This window comes from Streptomyces sp. NPDC058880, from assembly GCF_042742535.1.
In the GTDB taxonomy this organism is placed as follows: Bacteria; Actinomycetota; Actinomycetes; order Streptomycetales; family Streptomycetaceae; genus Streptomyces.
Map to the genome: position 1 here is coordinate 56,543 of NZ_JBHYMC010000017.1, position 18,170 is coordinate 74,712.

Sequence of the window (18,170 nt, forward strand, 5' to 3'; positions counted from 1 at the left end):
GGCCATCCTAAGGAACGGTGATGACGAACTTGCCGATGTTGGCACGGTTGCGGAGCCCCTCGATCGCCTGCGCGGCGTCCTCGAAGGCGAAGACGCCGCCCACCGAGGGGCAGAGGACCGCCGTGTCGACCAGCTCGACGAGGCGGTCCATCAGGGGCCGCAGCCGGGACGGATCGCGCGCCAGCGCGCCGACGTTGACGGTGCAGAAGGAGCGGCTGCTCATGAACAGGTCACGGCCGTCCACGGCCAGGTCGAGCACACCCGCCGCCCCGATCTCCACGAAGCGGCCCCCCGCCCGCAGCAGCTCCAGGCCGCGGCCCACGGCGTCGCCGGAGAGCGAGTCGACGACCAGGTCGAGGCCCTGCTCGGGGGAGAGCTCCCGGACGGCGTCGGCGAAGTCGGCCTCCGCATAGTTGATCGGGTGGTGGACGCCCAGGGCCCGCAGGTGGTCCAGCTTGGCCTCCGTGCTCGCCGTGCCGAACACCGTGGCTCCGTGGTGCAGCGCCAGCTGCACGCATGCCGTGCCGGTCGCACCGGCTGCGGCCTGGACGAGCACCCGATCACCCGGTCGCACCCGCGCCTCCCGCTCCAGGCAGGCGATGGCGGTGAGACCGCTGATCAGCACGGCGACCGCGTCGGCGGCGCCGACCCCTGGGGGCAGCGGGGCCACCGTGTACGCGGCCGTCGTCACACGGGCCGCGTAACCCCCCTGCGGGGTCAGCGCGATGACCGGGTCGCCGGGGCGGACGTGCTCCACACCCTCACCCACCGCGTGGACGACACCGGCCACCTCGTGTCCGGGCACGAACGGGGGAGCCGACAGGAACGGGTGGAAACCCGTGGTCGCCAGTACGTCGATGAAGTTGACTCCGACGGCCCGCACGTCGATGACCACCTCGTCCGGCGCCGGCTTGCGCACCGGCACGTCCCGCAGCCGCATGCCGAGCCCCGACGGGCCGGCGGCGATCACGTAGCCGGGGACGGTGCTGTGCCGCTCCGGTTCCGCCAGGGTGACCTCCTGCGCGCCCTGCCCGGTGACCGCTGACCGCGGCTCCGGCCGCTCGGGCTCCGCGGGCGTCGGTCCCAGCAGACCGTCCAGGTGGAGCCCCGCGGCCTCCACCGTCCGGTGGTTGAACAGGAACGTGGCCGGCAGCTCCAGCCCGAAGTGGGCGCCGATCCGGCGGGTGAGGGACACCGCCAGCAGCGAGTCGACGCCGAGGCGGTCCAAGCGCGCCGAGGTGTCGATCTCGGCGGGGGAGCGGCGCAGGGATCGGGCCAGCTCCGCCCGTACGAAGTCCGCTGCCGGACCGGCCGGGCCCTGCGCCCGCGCGGCCTGCGCCCGCGGCGTGACCGCAGCCCCGCCCCGCCCGCGGTTGAACCGGTCCACCAGTCCTTCGGCGACCTCGTCGCCCACGTCCAGGACCGCCAGCTGGAGGTGCGAGCCGCCCAGGGTCCGCAGGAACGCGGTTGCGCCCGCCTCCGGGGACATCGGGTGCAGCCCCGACTCCAGGAGCCGGAGCCGGTACTTGGGGTCGGCGACCATTCCCCGTTCCGCCCACGGCCCCCAGTTGACCGTCCGCACCGGCGTGCGGCGGCTGCGTACGGTGCCGGTCAGCGCGTCGAGCGTGGCGTTGCCTGCGGCGTACGCACCCTGGCCGGCCGTCACGAACAGGCTGGCCAGGGAGGAGAACAGCACGATGAAGTCCAGGTCCTCCGACGCCACCGCGTCGATGAGGATGCGGGCGCCGTGCTCCTTCGGCCCGATGACGGCGTTCATGCGCTCGGACGACGTGGCCTCCAGGAGCGCGTCGTCGAGCACGCCCGCGGTGTGGATCACGCCGTGCAGGGCCCCGAAGCGGCGCAGCGTCTCCTCCAGCGCACGCCGTACCGCGGCCGCGTCGGTCACGTCGGCCTGGAGGTAGAGCAGCCGTCCGCCGGCCGCGTCGACCGCCTCCGCCAGCTGCGGGTCCACCTCCGCCCGGCGTCCGGTGAGCACCACCCGCGCGCCCGCCTCCCGGGCCAGCGTCACCGCGAGGGTGGAACCGAGCCCGCCCTGGCCGCCCGTGATCCAGTAGACCCCGCCGGGCCTGAGGCCGGCCTCGGCGGATGCGGGCTCGACCGGGGTCAGGGACGGGACGGTGCGCTCCCCGTGCCGGTAGCGGACGCAGAACGCGCCGGCCGGCGTCGCGAGTTCCGCGGCGATGTCCCGGGCGAGTTCCCGGGTCCCGAGTTCCTCGGGCTCGACCCGGATCGCCCGCCCGGACCAGCCCACGGCCTCCTGCTCCAGGGCGCGCAGCAGCGGGGGCAGTGCGACGTCACCCGTCACCAGCGCCAACTCGCGTTGTACGGCGGCCCCGTCGCGCGCCACGGCCCGCAGGAACGACAGGAACGCTGCGCGTTCGGGCTGGACGACGAGAAGCCGCGCCCGCTGCGGCAGGGACGTGAGGAATCCGGCCGCGTCCTCCCCCTCGGGCAGCGGCGCGACGGTGCACTCGGCGCCGTCCCGGCGCAGCTCCTCCACGAGCGCCGCGCTCCGGCCGGTTTCCCCGGTCAGGAGCACGACGGGGGTGCCCGCGGCGGTCGTTCCGGCCGTGCCGGTCTGCGACGACCGCGGCTGTGGCCGCTCGTCCACCGCGAAGAAGCGCAGGGAGTGCCGGTCGCCCATCCGCTTCAGGGATACGCCCGTGAACCGTACGAGGACCCGGCCGTCGGGATCGATCACCGTCACGTCGCAGTCGAAGGTGTCGGCGTCCGCCGCGGGTTCACCGCGCAGCCGCACGTGGGCGAAGGCGGGACCCGACCAGGGGGCGAGGACGTCGACCCGGCCGTAGCCGAACCCCACGAAGGTGCCGTCGGCGCCGCCGTCCAGCGACAGCCCGGCGATGGACTGCATCGCCCCGTCCGCGGCGTCCGCGGGCAGCGGCCGGCCCAGGGTGTGCGGGGACGGCGGCGCGAGCCCGGCCAACAGCTCCCCCTCACCCCGCCACATCCCGGTCACCATCCGCATGGTGTCCCCGTAGGAGAGCCCGGATGCCGCCAGGTGCTCGTACAGGGCGCCGGGCTCGACGCGCTGCGGGCAGCGCAGCCGGATCGCGGACAGGTCGGCGGCCTCCGGGGCCGGCGGGGTCTCGGACCACGTGGCGCAGAGGTGCTCCTGCCACGCGGAGTCCCGGTCGCCGGCCGCCCGGCTCTCCACCGACAGGTAGGGCTCGTTCCCCGCGCGCACCCGCCGCGAGACCCGCACGTGCCGGGCCTCTCCCTCGGCGACCGCCAGCGGGTTCGTCACCAGTACGCCGCTGAGCCCGTGGCCGCCGGTCCGGTCCGGGCCGAGTTCCTCCAGTGCCGCGTCGAGCATCCACGCGGCGGGCGCGATGGCCCGCTCCCGCACGCGGTGGTCCCGGACCACCGGTAGCGACCCGGTGACCAGTGTCCCCTCCGACCGCGGGGCCTCGGGCTCCACCCAGTGCTCCTGGCGCTGCCAGGGGTATGAGGGAAGCCGTGTGCCCGGGCGGGGCCGGCCGCCGAAGAACGCCGACCAGTCGATGTCGCATCCGGCCTCGAACAGCGCGGCGACCGCTTCGTAGGGGGCGCGGACCTCCTCGCGCCGCATGGCCGGGACGGCGGCCGCCGGGCGGTCCTCGTCCTCCAGGCACTCGGTCACCGACACCGACAGCAGCGGGTGCGGGCTCATCTCCAGGAACACCCGGTGACCGGCCGCCCCGGCGGTGCGGACGGCGTCGGCGAACAGCACCGGCTCGCGCAGGTTGCGCCACCAGTAGTCCGCGTCCAGCGCGTTCGTGTCGAGGAGCCCACCGGTCAGGGAGGAGTGGAAGGCGGCGGTCGAGGCGCGTGGCGACAACCCGGACAGCTCGTCAGTGAGGTCCTCCCGCAGGTCCTCCAGCAGCGCGCAGTGCGAGGCCACGTCCACCTTGATCCGCCGGCAGAACACGCCCCGGGCGTCCATGGCGGTCACGAAGGAGTCGACGGCTCCGGTCTCCCCGGACACCACCGTCGTGACCGGCCCGTTGTGCGCGGCGAGCGAGAGCCGGTCCCCGTACGGCTCCAGGGCCTTGCGCACGTCCGACACCGGGAGCGAGACCAGCGCCATGGCGCCCCGGCCCCGGTGGCGCATCATCAGGGCGCTGCGCCGGCAGATGATCCGGGCCGCGTCCTCCAGGCGCAGCGCGCCCGCGACGTGGGCCGCCGCCACCTCGCCCATGCTGTGGCCGACCACACCGGCGGGCCGGACGCCCCACGACCGGAAGAGCGCCGCCAGGGCGACCTGCATCGCGAAGAGCGCCGGCTGGACGACGTCGATGCGCTCCAGCAGCGGGGCGGCGGCCTCCCCGGTCAGGACCTCCCGCAGCGACCAGTCGACGTACGGTGCGAAGGCCTGCTCGCAGCGCGAGACGGCGAGGTCGAAGGCGGGCTCCGTCTCCAGCAGGGCTCTGCCCATCCCGAGCCACTGCGCGCCCTGCCCCGGGAACACGAAGACGACGCCGGCGTCGTCCGGGACGGCCCGCGCGGCTGTGAACGGCTCGCGCAGCCGGGCCAGGAGCTCGCCGGGGTCCGCGAAGGCGAAGGCGGCGCGGAACTCCCGCCCGCGGGGCCCGCCCCGTCCCCGCAGCAGCGTCGCCGCGGCCGTACCGCGGGCCAGCTCGCGCGCCTCCACCCCGGCGGCCCACGCCGCGTGCCGGGCGGCCTGCGCGTGCAGCGCCGCCTCGGTGGCGGCCGACAGGGCCAGGAGCCGCACGGGTCGTCCCTCGCCCGTGGGCCCTTCCGGCTCGGGGGAGGGGGCGGGCGCGGGGCCGAGCACCGCGTGCGCGTTCGTGCCGCCGAAGCCGAAGGAGCTGACGCCGGCGAGCCCGAGCTCCTCGGGCGACTCCAGATGCCGCAGCGAGGACTGGACGCGCAGGCCGAGTCCGTCGAAGTCGATGTCCGGGCTCGGTTCGGCGCAGTGCAGGGACGCCGGGAGGGCCCGGTGCTCGAAGGAGAGCGCCAGCTTGATCAGCCCGGCGATGCCCGCCGCTGCCTCCAGGTGGCCGAGGTTCGTCTTCACCGAGCCGACCGCGCACGGTCGGTCGGCGGCCCGCCCCTGGTTCAGTACGGTGCCCAGCGCGGCCGCCTCGATCTGGTCGCCGATCGCCGTGCCCGTCCCGTGCGCCTCGACGTAGCCGACCTCCGACGGCCGGGCACCCGCGGCTGCGAGCGCGTGGCGTACGACGTCCTCCTGTGCCCGGCGGCTGGGCGCCAGCAGGCCGTTGGTCCGCCCGTCGGAGGTCACCGCGGAGCCGCGGACCACCGCCGAGACGCGGTCCCCGTCGCGCAGTGCCGCGCTCAGCGGTTTGAGGACGACGGCGCCGGCGCCCTCGCTGCGCACGTAGCCGTCGGCCCGCGCCGAGAAGGCCTTGCAGCGGCCGTCGGGCGCCATGACGCCCGAGTGGTCGAAGGCCTCGGTGACGGCCGGGGTCAGGATCACGTTCACGCCGCCGACGACGGCCAGGCCGCACTCACCGCGCCGGATCGCCTCGCACGCGAGGTGGACGGCGACGAGGGACGAGGAGCAGGCGGTGTCGACGGACAGGCTCGGGCCGCGCAGGTCGAGTACGTAGGAGAGCCGACCCGCGGCGACGGAGGCGGCTCCGCCGAGCAGGGAGTAGGCGTCTGCGGAGGGCGAGTCCGTCAGGACGCCGCGGTAGTCGGAGCTGGAGATGCCGACGAAGACACCGGTGTCCGAGCCGGCCAGGCCGTACGGGTCGATCCCGGCGTCCTCGACGGCCTCCCAGGCGACTTCCAGCATGAGTCGCTGCTGGGGGTCGATCCGGGCGGCCTCGTGCTCGCCGATGCCGAAGAAGTCGATGTCCAGGCCGCCGACGCCGCTCAGGAAGCCTCCGACGCCGCCGCGGCCGGTGCCGCCGTTCCCGCGGCCCCAGCGGGCGAACCTGTCGTCGGGCACCCGGCCGATGGCGTCCACGCCTCGTTCGAGCAGGTCCCAGAAGGCCTCGGGGCCGTCGGCCCCGGGGAAGCGGCATCCCATGCCGATGATCGCGATCGGTTCGTCGCGGGCCGGGCCGGCGTCGGCTCGGCGTGGTGCGGTGGGGCCGCCCCGGACGGGGTGCCTGCCCTGGAGGTGGTCCAGTATCTCCCTGAGCGTCGGGAATTCGTACGCGACCGTCGGCGAGACCCTTCGGCCCAGCAGCGCGCCGAGTTCGCCGGCCAGCGCCACCGCGTCGATCGACGACAAGCCGTAGGCGGCCAGCGGTTCGTGGACCGATATCTCGTCCCCCGAAGCCCTGCGGGTCAGCTCGGCGATGCGCCGGCGCAGCCAGGCCTCCAGCTCGGTGTCCTTCATATGCTCCCCCTGTGTCGTGCTGTCGTGCGGGTCAGTGCTGCGCTCGCGCGTTCCACGGAGACCGGCCGGCCAGGTACTCCTTCCTGGTCTCGCGGCGCTGGAGCTTTCCGCTCGACGTCTTGGGCAGGGTGCCGGCGGGCAGGAGGACGACCTCGCGGACGGTCAGCCGGTGTTCCTGGGCCACCGCGCGCAGGACGGCGTCCACCACCGCCTGCCGGTCCTCCCGGTCCGGGGCCTCGCCGGCCCCGCGGCGCAGCTCGGCGGCGACCACCACCTGCTCCGCGCCGTCCGCGTCCACGCCGAAGGCGGCGACGCAGCCGGGGCGGATCGAGGGGTGCGCGCTCTCGGCGGTGCGCTCGATGTCGTGGGGGTAGTGGTTGCGGCCGCCCACGATGATGACGTCCTTGATGCGGCCGCAGACGAAGAGACCGTCCTGCGTCCGGAACCCGAGGTCCCCCGTGCGCAGGTACGGGCCCTCGTCCTCGCCGTCGGCCGGTGTCGCCTCGAAGGCTTCGCGGGTGAGGTCGGGACGCTGCCAGTAGCCGACCGCGATGCTGTCGCCCGCGACCCAGATCTCACCGACCCGTCCCGGACCGCACCGTGTGCGGGTGCGCGGGTCGACGACGGCCACGTCCAGGGTCCGGCTGACGCCGCAGCTGACCAGGACGCGCGCCCCCGGGCTGTCGTCGGGCACGTTCACCGCGGTGCCGCGTTCGAGCGCGTCCTCGTCGAAGGCGCGAAACACCCAGGGCCGTTCGAGCGGCGCCCCGCTCACGAGCAGGGTGCTTTCGGCGAGCCCGTACACCGGAACGATGGTTTCCGGTCGGAATCCGGTGGAGGCGAATGCCTCGGAGAAACGTTTCATGGAATCGGCGCGAACGGGTTCGGCGCCATTCGTCGCGACGCTCCAGGACGAGAGGTCCAAGCGCGCGCGGTCCTCGGCGGTCACTTTTCGCGTGCACAGGTCGAATGCGAAATTGGGGGCCGCGGAAAGCGTTCCCCGGTACGTCGATATCGCGCGCAGCCAGCGCACCGGGCTCTGCAGGAACGCCACGGTCGGCATGGAAACGGAATGGATCCCCAGCATCGCCGGAACGATGATCATGGAGATCAGCCCCATGTCGTGATACGGGGGAAGCCAGCCCACGACGACCGTGGATCCGTCCATTCCGAGGGACGTGCGGATCAGGTCGGTGTTGTGGGTGAGATTGCCGTGGGTGACCATCACGCCCTTCGGCCGCCCGGTGGAGCCGGAGGTGTACTGGAGGAAGGCGACGGACTTCGGCTCCGGGGACGGCGCGGACCAGCCCGTTCCGGTCGCGTCCGCGATCGTGTCGACGGCCAGCCAGGCCGTCTCCTGGACCTCCGGGATGGTCCGCGCCGCCGGCTCGACGGCCGCCCGGATCCCGGCGGTGGTCAGTACGGCCGCGGGCTGCGCGTCCTCGGCGATGCCGGCCAGCCGCAGCAGCCCGCGGGCGCGTTGCGCGGGGTGGGGCAGGTACGCGGGCACCGCGACGACGCCCGCGTACAGGCAGCCGAAGAACGCGACGACGAAGTCCTGGCCGGGCTCGAACAGCAGGAGTGCGCGGGAGCCGGGCTCCACCCGCGCGGCGTGCAGGCTCGCGGCGACGGCCCGCGCCCTGGTGTCGAGCGCCGCGAAGGTGAGAGGGGGCTCGGCCTCCTCGCCGTCGGGCAGGAAGGTGAACAGCGGGTGGTCCGGTATGCGGAGCGCGTGCGCGCGGACGGCATCGACCACCGTCTCGTAAGGGAGTGGTTCGGAAAGCATTCTCAGCCTCATTCGGTGCCGGATCGGCTGCTCCCGCCGGGTGCGGGCCGACGGGCGGGACGGCGAAAGCGACGCACGGCGCCGGTGTCCTCCGCGGTGGCTCCTGCAATGTGGGGGCTCGGCGGAGCGCCGCATGGAAAGGGTCAAAGCTGAATGGGGAGTACTGGGCAGTACTGGCCCAAACCTTAGGTTGACCCTCGCTGCTCGGTCAACTCACATTGAATGGCCGGAAGTTGGCAGAAACTCCGGGCTACCCGAGCGATTTCGGCCAGCATCGGCCGGGGTGGAAATCGTGGAAGGGCGGCACCTGATGCGTCCGATCGGGGACGACGGCATCGGACCCCGAACGGCCGCCGTCGAAACGTGCTGCGCGAAAACGATCGCTTCGGGCGGGGGCATCCTGCCAGTCCGGCTCGATATCTTCTCGGCGCCACCGTGGATTACGCACCCGCCGCGGGCGCGAGCCGAGGAGCCTTCCCCGGGACCGCGGAGCGACCGCCCCGTGAGCCGGCGGCCCGCCCGTACGGCCGGTACGGCCCGCCCCGGCCAGGGTTCCGGGGCTGCGGCCCCGGCCGGGCACCCCGCACCGCCCCGCCGGGACGGCGGTGGGCCGAGCGGCCGTGCCCCCCGGCGCTTTCGGGTGACATCGCCGCTCCGCTTCGGCCACCGCACGCCCCGCGGGGACGAGCATCGCAGGCGGCCGGACGTGCTCCGGCGACCAGCCGCCGATCAGACCCGGCACCGCGACAGGGCGGCCCCGGGCCGCCGCCGGGAGACCCCGTGTACGTCCTGCTCGTCGCGAGCGCGTTCAACAGCCTCACCCAGCGAGTCCACGCCGAGCTGCGCGACCACGGCCACCGGGTGGCCGTCGAACTGGCCCTGCCCGACGCCCCCCTGGGCGACGCCGTGCGCCGCCACCGGCCCGACCTCGTCCTCGCGCCGATGCTGCGCACTGCCATCCCCGAGGACGTCTGGGCCGCGTACACCTGCCTCGTCCTCCACCCGGGACCGGTGGGCGACCGCGGCCCCTCCTCCCTCGACCACGCCGTCCAGGACGGCGAGACCCGGTGGGGGGTCACGGTCCTCCAGGCCAACGCCGAGATGGACGCCGGGGACGTCTGGGCCACCGCCGACTGCCCGGTACCCCCCGTCGGCAAGAGCGACCTCTACCGCGGCGAGATCGCCGACGCCGCGCTGGAGGCCGTCCTGCTCGCCGTGGAGCGCTTCGCCTCCGGTACGTACGTCCCGCGCCCCCAGGAGCCCCGCCCGGCCCGGCCGTTCCTGCGGCAGGGCGAGCGCCGCATCGACTGGGAGGCGGACACCACCGAGCGCGTCCTGCGCGTCCTGCGCGCCGCCGACTCGCAGCCCGGAGTACCCGACCACCTGCTCGGCGCCGACTGGTACCTGCACGGCGGCCACCGTGAGGACGGCCTGCGCGGCCGCCCCGGCGAGCTGCTCGCCACCCGGTCCGGGGCCGTCTGCCGGGCCACCGCCGACGGTGCCGTGTGGATCCCCGAGCTGCGCGCCCCCCGGGTGGCGGGCCGGCCCGCCACCCCCCGGCTGCCCGCGACCCTCGCCCTCGCGGACCGGCTCGACCGGCTGCCCCCGCTCCCCGAACTCCCGGCCCCACCCGACGCCGGCCCGTACCGCCCCGCCTGGTCCGACATCGGCTACCACGAGGAGGGGCAGACCGGCTTCCTGTCGTTCTCCTTCCCCGGCGGCGCCATGAGCACCACGCACTGCCGCCGGCTGCTCGACGCGTACCGGACCGCCTGCACCCGCCCCACCACGGTCCTGGTCCTGGGCGGCGGCCGCGACTTCTTCTCCAACGGCATCCACCTGGGCGTCATCGAGGCCGCCGCGGACCCCGCCGAGGAGTCCTGGGCCAACATCAACGCCATGGACGACCTGGTCGAGGCGGTCCTGACGACCACCGACCGGCTCGTGGTGAGCGCGCTCGGCGGCAATGCCGCCGCCGGCGGCGCCATGCTGGCCCTCGCCGCCGACGAGGTCTGGTGCCGCACCGGCGTCGTCCTGAACCCGCACTACCGCCTGATGGGCCTGTACGGCTCCGAGTACTGGACGTACACCCTGCCCCGCCGGGTCGGCCCAGCCCTCGCCGACCGCCTCACCACCGAGGCACTGCCCCTGAGCGCCGCCGCCGCGCACCGGCTCGGACTGGTCGACCGTACGGTCCCCTGCGCGCCCGGAGACTTCCCCCGCGAGACGCAGTGCCTCGCGGTCCGTCTCGCCGCCGTGCCCGCCACCGCGTCCCGGATCGCTGCGAAGAAGGCCGCACGCGAGCGCGACGAGGCGCGGCGCCCACTGGCCGCCCACCGGGAAGACGAGCTGGCGCGGATGCGGCGGACCTTCGACGACCCGCACGCCTCCTACCACGCGCTGCGCCGTGCCTTCGTCCGCAAGGAGCGCCCGGCGGCGACCCCGCGCCACCTCGCCCGCGCCGCCGCGGACCGGCGCGGCGTCACTGGACTGGCCGAACCGGACGCGGCACCCGGCCCCCGCAGCTGTTAGCAAGAAACGTGGGGCCGAGGCGGACCGCCTCCGCGCCCCGCCCCTCCCACATCCTCATCCCCTCCCCGAGGAGGCAGCGCATGGCCGCAGCGACGAAGGACCCGGTCGAAGACCCCGTGGTCCACATCCTCTGGATCAACGCGGGTCTGAGCTGCGACGGCGACTCCGTGTCCCTGACGGCGGCGATGCAGCCGAGCATCGAGGAGATCGTCACCGGCACCCTGCCGGGACTCCCCAAGATCGCCGTTCACTGGCCCCTGATCGACTTCGAATGCGGTCCGGTCGGCGGTGCGGACACGTTCATCGAGTGGTTCTTCAAGGGCGAGCGCGGCGAGATCGATCCGTTCGTCCTCGTCGTCGAGGGCTCGATCCCCAACGAGTCGATCAAGCCCGAGGGCTACTGGTGCGGGTTCGGCGACGACCCGGCGACCGGTCAGCCCATCACCACCAGCGAGTGGATCGACCGGCTGGCCCCCAAGGCCCTCGCCGTCGTCGCCATCGGTACCTGCGCCACCTACGGCGGCATCCACGCCATGGAGGGCAACCCGACCGGCGCCATGGGCGTGCCCGACTACCTGGGGTGGGACTGGAAGTCCCGGGCCGGCATCCCCATCGTGTGCGTGCCGGGCTGCCCGATCCAGCCGGACAACTTCTCGGAGACGCTCACCTACCTGCTCTACCAGGCGGCGGGATCGGCCCCGATGATCCCCCTCGACGACAAACTGCGCCCCACCTGGCTGTTCGGTGCGACCGTGCACGAGGGCTGCGACCGCGCCGGCTACTACGAGCAGGGCCAGTTCGCCCAGACCTACGACTCCCCGAAGTGCCTGGTCAAGCTGGGCTGCTGGGGACCCGTCGTGAAGTGCAACGTTCCCAAGCGCGGCTGGATGAACGGCATCGGCGGCTGCCCCAACGTCGGCGGCATCTGCATCGCCTGCACCATGCCCGGCTTCCCCGACAAGTTCATGCCCTTCATGGACGAGCCCCCCGGTGCGAAGGTCTCCGTCACCGCGAGCGGGGCCTACGGGGCCCTGATCCGCAAGCTCCGCTCCGTCACGGCCCACACCGTGGACGAGGAGCCGAAGTGGCGGCGCAGCGGCCGCAGCCTGACCACGGGCTACCGCCCGCCCTGGTGACGGGCCGCGCGCCCCGCACCCCTCCCGCAGACAGCGCCCGGAAACGCACCGCACGCACCGCACCCCCCCGCACGCACCGAAGAAGGGTCACGGCAGACACGATGGCACCGAACACGAAGGCGGCCGGAGACGGCAGCGGCCTGGTGGAGATGGCCTGGGATCCGATCACCCGGATCGTCGGCAGCCTCGGCATCCACACGAAGATCGACTTCAAGCAGAAGCGCGTCGCGGAGTGCTACAGCACCTCCTCGGTCTTCCGCGGCTACAGCGTCTTCATGCGCGGGAAGGACCCCCGCGACGCGCACTTCATCACCAGCCGCATCTGCGGGATCTGCGGCGACAACCACGCCACCTGTTCCGTCTACGCGCAGAACATGGCCTACGGGGTGAAGCCGCCGCACCTCGGCGAATGGATCATCAACCTGGGCGAGTCCGCCGAGTACATGTTCGACCACAACATCTTCCAGGAGAACCTGGTCGGGGTCGACTACTGCGAGAAGATGGTCCGCGAGACCAACCCCGGCGTCCTGGAGCTGGCCGAGCGGACCGAGGCCCCGCACGCGGGCGACCACGGCTACCGCACCATCGCCGACATCATGCGCTCCCTCAACCCCATCGAGGGCGAGTTCTACCGCGAGGCCCTCCAGGTCAGCCGCTACACGCGCGAGATGTTCTGCCTGATGGAGGGGCGCCACGTGCACCCCTCCACGCTCTACCCGGGGGGCGTCGGCACCGTCGCCTCGGTACAGCTCTTCACGGACTACATGAGCCGCCTCATGCGGTACGTCGAGTTCATGAAGCGCGTCGTCCCGCTCCACGACGACCTGTTCGACTTCTTCTACGAGGCCCTGCCCGGCTACGAGGAGGTCGGCCGCCGCCGGGTGCTGCTGGGCTGCTGGGGCGCGCTCAACGACCCCGAGCACTGCGACTTCACCTACGCCAACATGACCGACTGGGGACGCAAGATGTTCGTCACCCCCGGCGTCGTCGTGGACGGCAAGCTCGTCACCAACGACCTCACCCAGATCAACCTGGGCATCCGCATCCTGCTCGGCAGCTCGTACTACGACGACTGGGAGGGCAAGGAGCAGTTCGTCACGCACGACCCGCTCGGCAACCCGGTCGACCCCCGCCACCCGTGGAACCAGCACACCATCCCGGCACCGCAGAAGCGCAACTTCGACGACAAGTACAGCTGGGTGATGTCACCGCGCTGGTTCGACGGCAAGGACCACCTCGCCCTCGACACCGGCGGCGGCCCCATCGCCCGCCTGTGGTCCACGGCCCTCTCCGGCCTCGTCGACGTCGGCTACGTCCAGGCCACCGGCCACAGCGTCGTCATCAACCTGCCCCGCACGATGACCAAGCCCGAGACCCGCTTCGAGTGGAAGATCCCGAAGTGGAGCAACGCGCTGGAGCGCAACCGCGCCCGCACCTACTTCCAGGCGTACGCGGCCGCCATCGCCCTGCACTGCGCCGAGAAGGGCCTCGCCGAGGTCCGTGCCGGACGCACCCAGACCTGGGAGAAGTTCGAGGTGCCGGACGAGTCCATCGGCGTCGGCTTCACCGAGGCCGTCCGCGGCGTCCTCTCGCACCACATGGTGATCCGCGACGGCAAGATCGCCAACTATCACCCGTACCCGCCCACGCCATGGAACGCCAGTACCCGCGACACCTTCGGCACGCCCGGACCGTACGAGGACGCCGTGCAGAACACCCCGATCTTCGAGGAGAACACCCCGGAGAACTTCAAGGGCATCGACATCATGCGCGCCGTGCGCAGCTTCGACCCCTGCCTGCCCTGCGGCGTCCACATGTACGTCGGCGGCGGCAAGACCGTCAAGACGATGCACGTTCCCACCGGCCTGAGCGGACTGGGCGGATGAGCGCGGCCGTCGACGCCCGGGAGGCGGGCCGCCGCGTCGAGGAGGTCCTCGACCGGCTGGCCGCCACCGGGGACCGCGAGGCGTGCGCGGCCGCCGAGGAACTGGTGCGCGTACTCATGGAGTTCTACGGCGCGGGCCTGGCCCGGATCGCCGCGAAGCTCGGCGACGGCCCACTGGCCGCCGCCGCGGACGACGAACTCGTCGCGAGCCTGCTCTCCCTGCACGGCCTGCACCCCCAGGACGTCCACACCCGGATCGCCCGAGCCCTGGCCGGCGCACCCCAACCGGTGGAAATGATCGGCTTCGACGAGGCCACCGGCGTCCTGCGGCTGCGCCCCGCGGCCGCTCCCACCGGCTGTGGCTGCGGCCCCGGCGGCGAGGAGGCCGGGCGGCGGACGCTGGAGGACACCCTGACCTGCTTCGCCCCCGAGGTCACCGGGGTGGAGATGGAGCCCGCCCCGGCCCCGCAGCCCGCACTCCTGCAGATCGGCACCCGGCCGCCCAGCCCGGCGCGGGTTCCGTGACCGGGCCCGCCGTCGGCGCGGGCGGCCCGCGCGGGCTGCGCCGGTTCACCGCCCCGCGCCCGCCGGAGCCCGAAACCTGCGAGCTGTGCGGGGTGGCGGTGCCCCCGGACGGGCACCGCCACCTGGTGGAGACCGAGAAGCGGACACTGGTCTGCGCCTGCACCGCCTGCGCGCTGCTGTTCGACCGGCCCGGCACCCGGACCGGCCGCTACCGCGCCGTCCCCGACCGCTACCTGACCGACCCCGGCCACCGGCTCGACGCCGGGGTGTGGGAACGCCTCCAGATCCCCGTCGGCGTCGCCTTCTTCTTCCGCAACGCCGCACTGGACCGGCTGGTCGCCCTCTACCCCAGCCCCGCGGGGGCGACCGAGAGCGAACTCGATCCGCAGACCTGGCAGCAGGTCCTCGACGGCGGGCCGCTGGCCGCCCTTCTCGAACCGGACACGGAAGCGCTCCTCGTGCACCGCTGGGAAGGGCGCTCCGGCTGCTACCTCGTGCCGATCGACGTCTGCTACGAACTGGTGGGCCGGATGCGGATGCTGTGGCAGGGCTTCGACGGAGGAGCCGAGGCACGGGCCGCGCTCGGCGCCTTCTTCGACGAGGTCGAGCGGCGCGCCCGGCCCGTGGCCGCCGCGGCCCCCGCGGGGGACCGGTCATGACGGGCTTCGCGTTCACCTGCACCGGCGTGCGGGCCGACCCGTACGCCGCCGGCCCCACCCTCGTCTTCCGGCTGCGCGTCACCGCCGACCCGGACACCCGCGTGCACGCCCTCGCCCTGCGCTGCCAGATCCGCATCGAACCGGCTCGGCGCGGCTACGGCCCGGCCGAGGCGGAGGGCCTCGCCGACCTCTTCGGCGAACGCTCCCGCTGGGGAACCACGCTCCAGCCCGTGCAGTTCGCCCAGGTGCCGGTCATGGTGCCGGGCTTCACCGGGGAGACCGAGACGGACCTGGTCGTGCCCTGCACCTACGACATGGACATCGCCGCGACCCGGTACTTCGAAGCCCTCCGGGACGGCGAAGTCCCGCTGCTCATGCTGTTCTCCGGCACCGCCTTCACCGGCGACGGGGGCTTCCGGGTCGAGCCGGTGCCCTGGGACCGCGAAGCCGCGTACCGGATGCCGGTGGCCGTCTGGCGGGAGATGATCGAGCAGCACTTCCCCGGCTGCGGCTGGCTCCGGCTGCCCGCGGACCTGATGGCCGACCTGCTCGCCTACCGCTCCCGCCACGCGCTCGCCTCCTGGGAGGCGACCGTACGCGCGCTGCTGGGCGCCTCCGATCCCGCACCCCCGCCCCCGCCCGGGACCGTCCGGCCGGGTGGGCTGCGGCCCCGCCTCACCGAGAGGACGGCCCCGTGACCGCGACCACCACCGCCGCGGACCCCCGCTTCGCCGCCGCCCGTCAGGTGGCCGACGCCGTCCTCCTCGAAGGGTACGTGCTCTACCCCTACCGGGCCTCCGCCGCCAAGAACCGGATGCGCTGGCAGTTCGGCGTCCTCGTGCCCCCCGCGTGGGGCCCCGCGCACGGCGAGCACGCCTTCCAGCGGACCGAGGTACTGATGGAGCCGAAGGGTGACGCGACGCTCGCCCTGGAGCTGCGTTTCCTGCACGCGCAGCGGCGCACGGTCCAACAGGCCCGGGACGACGGCGGCTTCGACGACGTCGACGAGCTGCACCTGGCCGACCGGGTCCTCGTGCCCTGGGACGAAGGAACCGAGGAACACGTCGAACTGGCCGTCCCCGTCAGCGGGCTGACCGGCGACGGCGTCACCGTCCCGTTCACCCGCCCCGCACGCGACGACATCGAGACCGTCCTCGACGCCGACGGGCGGACGGCGGGCCGCCTGGTACGGCGCACCGAGCCCCTCGAAGGCGTACTGCGACTGCGCGCCGTGGAACTCGACGGCGCCTACCGGGTGTTCCGGCTCACCGCCGTCGTGGAGAACACCAGCCCGTGGACCCCCGCGGCGGGGACCGGGGTCGACCGCGAGGCCGCCCTGCCCCGTTCACTGGTCGCCGCCCACCTCCTGCTGGGACTCGACTCCGGTTCCTTCCTCTCCATGACCGACCCGCCCGAATGGGCCCGGGAGGCCGTCGCCGCCTGCGCGAACCGCCACACCTGGCCGGTGCTCGCCGGTGAGGCGGGCCGCGCCGACGTCGTCCTGTCCTCCCCGATCATCCTGGAGGACCACCCGGCCATCGCGCCCGAGAGCGCGGGCGCCATGTACGACGCCACCGAGATCGACGAGATCCTGGCCCTGCGCACGGCGGCCCTGACCGACCAGGAGAAGCGCGAGGCCCGCGGCACCGACGCCCGGGCGGCCGCGGTCGTCGACCTCGCCGACTCCCTGCCCCCCGAGGTGTTGGAACGGCTGCACGGAGCGGTGCGCTCCCTGCGCGAGGTCACCGGCCCGCACCTTTCGGAAGAGACCTCCGGGATCCCCGACGAGGAGGCGCTGTTCAAGCCGGACACCCCCTGGTGGGATCCGGCCGGCGCCGACCCCGCCGGCCCGGCCCCGGACCGGATCACGATCGACGGAGCCCCCGTCGGCCCCGGCAGCCGCGTCCTGCTGCGCCCCGGACCGCGCCGCACCGACGCCCAGGACCTCTTCCTCCACGGCCGCTCCGCCCTGGTCGAAGCCGTCCTGCACGACGTCGACGGGGGAGTGCACCTCGCCGTCACGGTGGAGGACGACCCCGGCGCCGACATCCGCCGGGAACAGGGCCGCTTCCTCTACTTCCAGCCCGACGAGGTCACCCTGCCGGAGGACGCGTGAACCCCAGGGTCCTGATCGCCGGCATCGGCAACGTCTTCCTCGGCGACGACGGCTTCGGAGTGGAGACCGTACGCGCCCTGTCCGCCCACCCGCTCCCCGACGGGGTCGAGGTGGTGGACTTCGGCGTGCGCGGGGTCCACCTCGCCTACCAGCTCCTCGACGGTTACGACACGCTCGTCCTGGTCGACGCCACCGCCCGCGGTGGCGAACCGGGCACCCTGTACCTCATCGAGGTGCAGCCGGGCACCGGTACGGCGGCCGCGACCGCAGACGGCACACCGGACTCGGGACCCGGCGAAGGGCCCGCACTCGACGGCCACCAGATGTCGCCCGACACCGTCCTCGCACTCCTGGACACCCTGTGCGCCGGGACCGGCGCCACCCCGCCGCGGCGCACGCTGGTCCTCGGCTGCGAGCCCGGCTGCGTCGAGGAGGGCATCGCGCTGAGCCCGCCCGTGGCCGCCGCCGTACCGGAGGCCGTCCGCATGGCTCTCGACCTGCTCGACCTGCCGGCTCCCGACGAAGCCGGCGCACCCCGCCGTGAACTGAGGAGAACCCCATGAAGAAGGCCGTCATCAGCGGGGCCGCTGCCGCCGCCCTCGCCGCCGTCGTGCTCCAGGTCCTTCCCGACCTCAGGCGCTACCTGCGCATGCGCAGGATGTGACGCCGGATGGCGCCGCGCCCCCGCCGAACGGCGTACGGGCGGCGCGGCGCACCGGCGTGCCCGACGGCCGCAGCTCCGTACCGCCGGTGTAATGAGCCCCGGCAGGACGGAGTCCGATGCACGAGATGTCGATCGCCATGGCCGTCGTGGGCCAGGTGGAAGAAGCCGCCGGGGCGGCCGGCGCGCACGCCGTCACGTCCGTGCGGCTCAAGGTGGGCGAGTTGGCGGGCGTGGTGCCCGACGCACTGGCCTTCTGCTTCGAACTGGCCTGTGCCGGAACACTGCTCGCGGGAGCCGAACTCGTCACCGAACCCGTGGCGGCCCGTGCCCGCTGCGCGGCCTGCCCCGGCACCTGGGCCGTGGGGATGCCTCCTGAGCTGTGCTGCCCCGGATGCGGCAGGGCCGCGGACGTCGAACTGCTCTCGGGCCGCGAGCTGGAGATCCTCAGCGTCCGCTGGGAGGACGGCCCCGCCGGTGCCCGTACCCGCGAACCGATTCCCGAGGAGGCTTGAACC

The 18,170-nt window shown here is 73.7% G+C and carries 12 protein-coding genes; 10 read left to right on the forward strand and 2 right to left on the reverse strand.

All coding sequences use genetic code 11. From position 1 onward, the window contains the following. Positions 1 to 7: 7 nt before the first annotated feature. The gene (locus ACFW2G_RS13025; RefSeq protein WP_384580398.1) at positions 8 to 6,352 is read right to left on the reverse strand and encodes an SDR family NAD(P)-dependent oxidoreductase; all 6,345 of its coding nucleotides are present in this window, start codon (positions 6,350 to 6,352) and stop codon (positions 8 to 10) included. A 31-nt stretch (positions 6,353 to 6,383) separates the two neighbouring features. Then, positions 6,384 to 8,138 (reverse strand): fatty acyl-AMP ligase, encoded by a 1,755-nt coding sequence (locus ACFW2G_RS13030; RefSeq protein ID WP_037915584.1) that lies wholly within the window; start codon positions 8,136 to 8,138, stop codon positions 6,384 to 6,386. 780 nt (positions 8,139 to 8,918) lie between these two features. Here ACFW2G_RS13030 and ACFW2G_RS13035 point away from each other — a divergent pair. The 10 genes from ACFW2G_RS13035 to ACFW2G_RS13080 all read left to right on the forward strand — a co-directional run bounded on the left by ACFW2G_RS13035 (position 8,919) and on the right by ACFW2G_RS13080 (position 18,167). Continuing rightward, complete coding sequence (locus ACFW2G_RS13035; protein ID WP_384580400.1) at positions 8,919 to 10,670, forward strand: enoyl-CoA hydratase-related protein; 1,752 nt, start codon at positions 8,919 to 8,921, stop codon at positions 10,668 to 10,670. Between the two features lie 80 nt (positions 10,671 to 10,750). Next, complete coding sequence (locus ACFW2G_RS13040) at positions 10,751 to 11,806, forward strand: hydrogenase expression protein HypE (protein WP_384447230.1); 1,056 nt, start codon at positions 10,751 to 10,753, stop codon at positions 11,804 to 11,806. A 101-nt stretch (positions 11,807 to 11,907) separates the two neighbouring features. After that, positions 11,908 to 13,692, forward strand: a complete 1,785-nt coding sequence (locus tag ACFW2G_RS13045) for a nickel-dependent hydrogenase large subunit (protein ID WP_037915593.1) — start codon at positions 11,908 to 11,910, stop codon at positions 13,690 to 13,692. After that, a complete protein-coding gene (locus ACFW2G_RS13050; RefSeq protein WP_037915596.1) occupies positions 13,689 to 14,216 on the forward strand; it encodes a hypothetical protein in 528 nt (175 codons plus the stop codon). The genes ACFW2G_RS13045 and ACFW2G_RS13050 overlap by 4 nt, the downstream gene beginning before the upstream one ends. After that, positions 14,213 to 14,875: a DUF5947 family protein gene (locus ACFW2G_RS13055; RefSeq protein ID WP_384580402.1), complete on the forward strand. Its 663-nt coding sequence runs from the start codon at positions 14,213 to 14,215 to the stop codon at positions 14,873 to 14,875. The genes ACFW2G_RS13050 and ACFW2G_RS13055 overlap by 4 nt, the downstream gene beginning before the upstream one ends. Continuing rightward, positions 14,872 to 15,573, forward strand: a complete 702-nt coding sequence (locus ACFW2G_RS13060; RefSeq protein WP_037915599.1) for a DUF6084 family protein — start codon at positions 14,872 to 14,874, stop codon at positions 15,571 to 15,573. The genes ACFW2G_RS13055 and ACFW2G_RS13060 overlap by 4 nt, the downstream gene beginning before the upstream one ends. Beyond that, entirely contained in the window at positions 15,570 to 16,991 is a 1,422-nt protein-coding gene (locus ACFW2G_RS13065) for a hypothetical protein (protein ID WP_384580404.1), read from the forward strand. Before ACFW2G_RS13060 ends, ACFW2G_RS13065 begins: the two co-directional genes overlap by 4 nt. Further along, the gene (locus tag ACFW2G_RS13070; RefSeq protein ID WP_384447238.1) at positions 16,988 to 17,554 is read left to right on the forward strand and encodes a hydrogenase maturation protease; all 567 of its coding nucleotides are present in this window, start codon (positions 16,988 to 16,990) and stop codon (positions 17,552 to 17,554) included. The genes ACFW2G_RS13065 and ACFW2G_RS13070 overlap by 4 nt, the downstream gene beginning before the upstream one ends. Then, positions 17,551 to 17,655, forward strand: coding sequence for a DUF6893 family small protein (locus ACFW2G_RS13075; protein ID WP_384447240.1), 105 nt, complete (start codon positions 17,551 to 17,553; stop codon positions 17,653 to 17,655). The genes ACFW2G_RS13070 and ACFW2G_RS13075 overlap by 4 nt, the downstream gene beginning before the upstream one ends. A gap of 116 nt (positions 17,656 to 17,771) precedes the next feature. Further along, complete coding sequence (locus ACFW2G_RS13080; protein WP_037915606.1) at positions 17,772 to 18,167, forward strand: hydrogenase maturation nickel metallochaperone HypA; 396 nt, start codon at positions 17,772 to 17,774, stop codon at positions 18,165 to 18,167. The last annotated feature ends 3 nt before the right edge of the window (positions 18,168 to 18,170 follow it).

Coding starts and splice junctions, on each gene's coding strand:
- ACFW2G_RS13025 (WP_384580398.1), bottom strand. CDS start 6,352: ATGAAGGACACCGAGCTGGAGGCCTGGCTGCGCCGGCGCATCGCCGAG.
- ACFW2G_RS13030 (WP_037915584.1), bottom strand. CDS start 8,138: ATGCTTTCCGAACCACTCCCTTACGAGACGGTGGTCGATGCCGTCCGC.
- ACFW2G_RS13040 (WP_384447230.1), top strand. CDS start 10,751: ATGGCCGCAGCGACGAAGGACCCGGTCGAAGACCCCGTGGTCCACATC.
- ACFW2G_RS13045 (WP_037915593.1), top strand. CDS start 11,908: ATGGCACCGAACACGAAGGCGGCCGGAGACGGCAGCGGCCTGGTGGAG.
- ACFW2G_RS13050 (WP_037915596.1), top strand. CDS start 13,689: ATGAGCGCGGCCGTCGACGCCCGGGAGGCGGGCCGCCGCGTCGAGGAG.
- ACFW2G_RS13060 (WP_037915599.1), top strand. CDS start 14,872: ATGACGGGCTTCGCGTTCACCTGCACCGGCGTGCGGGCCGACCCGTAC.
- ACFW2G_RS13075 (WP_384447240.1), top strand. CDS start 17,551: ATGAAGAAGGCCGTCATCAGCGGGGCCGCTGCCGCCGCCCTCGCCGCC.
- ACFW2G_RS13080 (WP_037915606.1), top strand. CDS start 17,772: ATGCACGAGATGTCGATCGCCATGGCCGTCGTGGGCCAGGTGGAAGAA.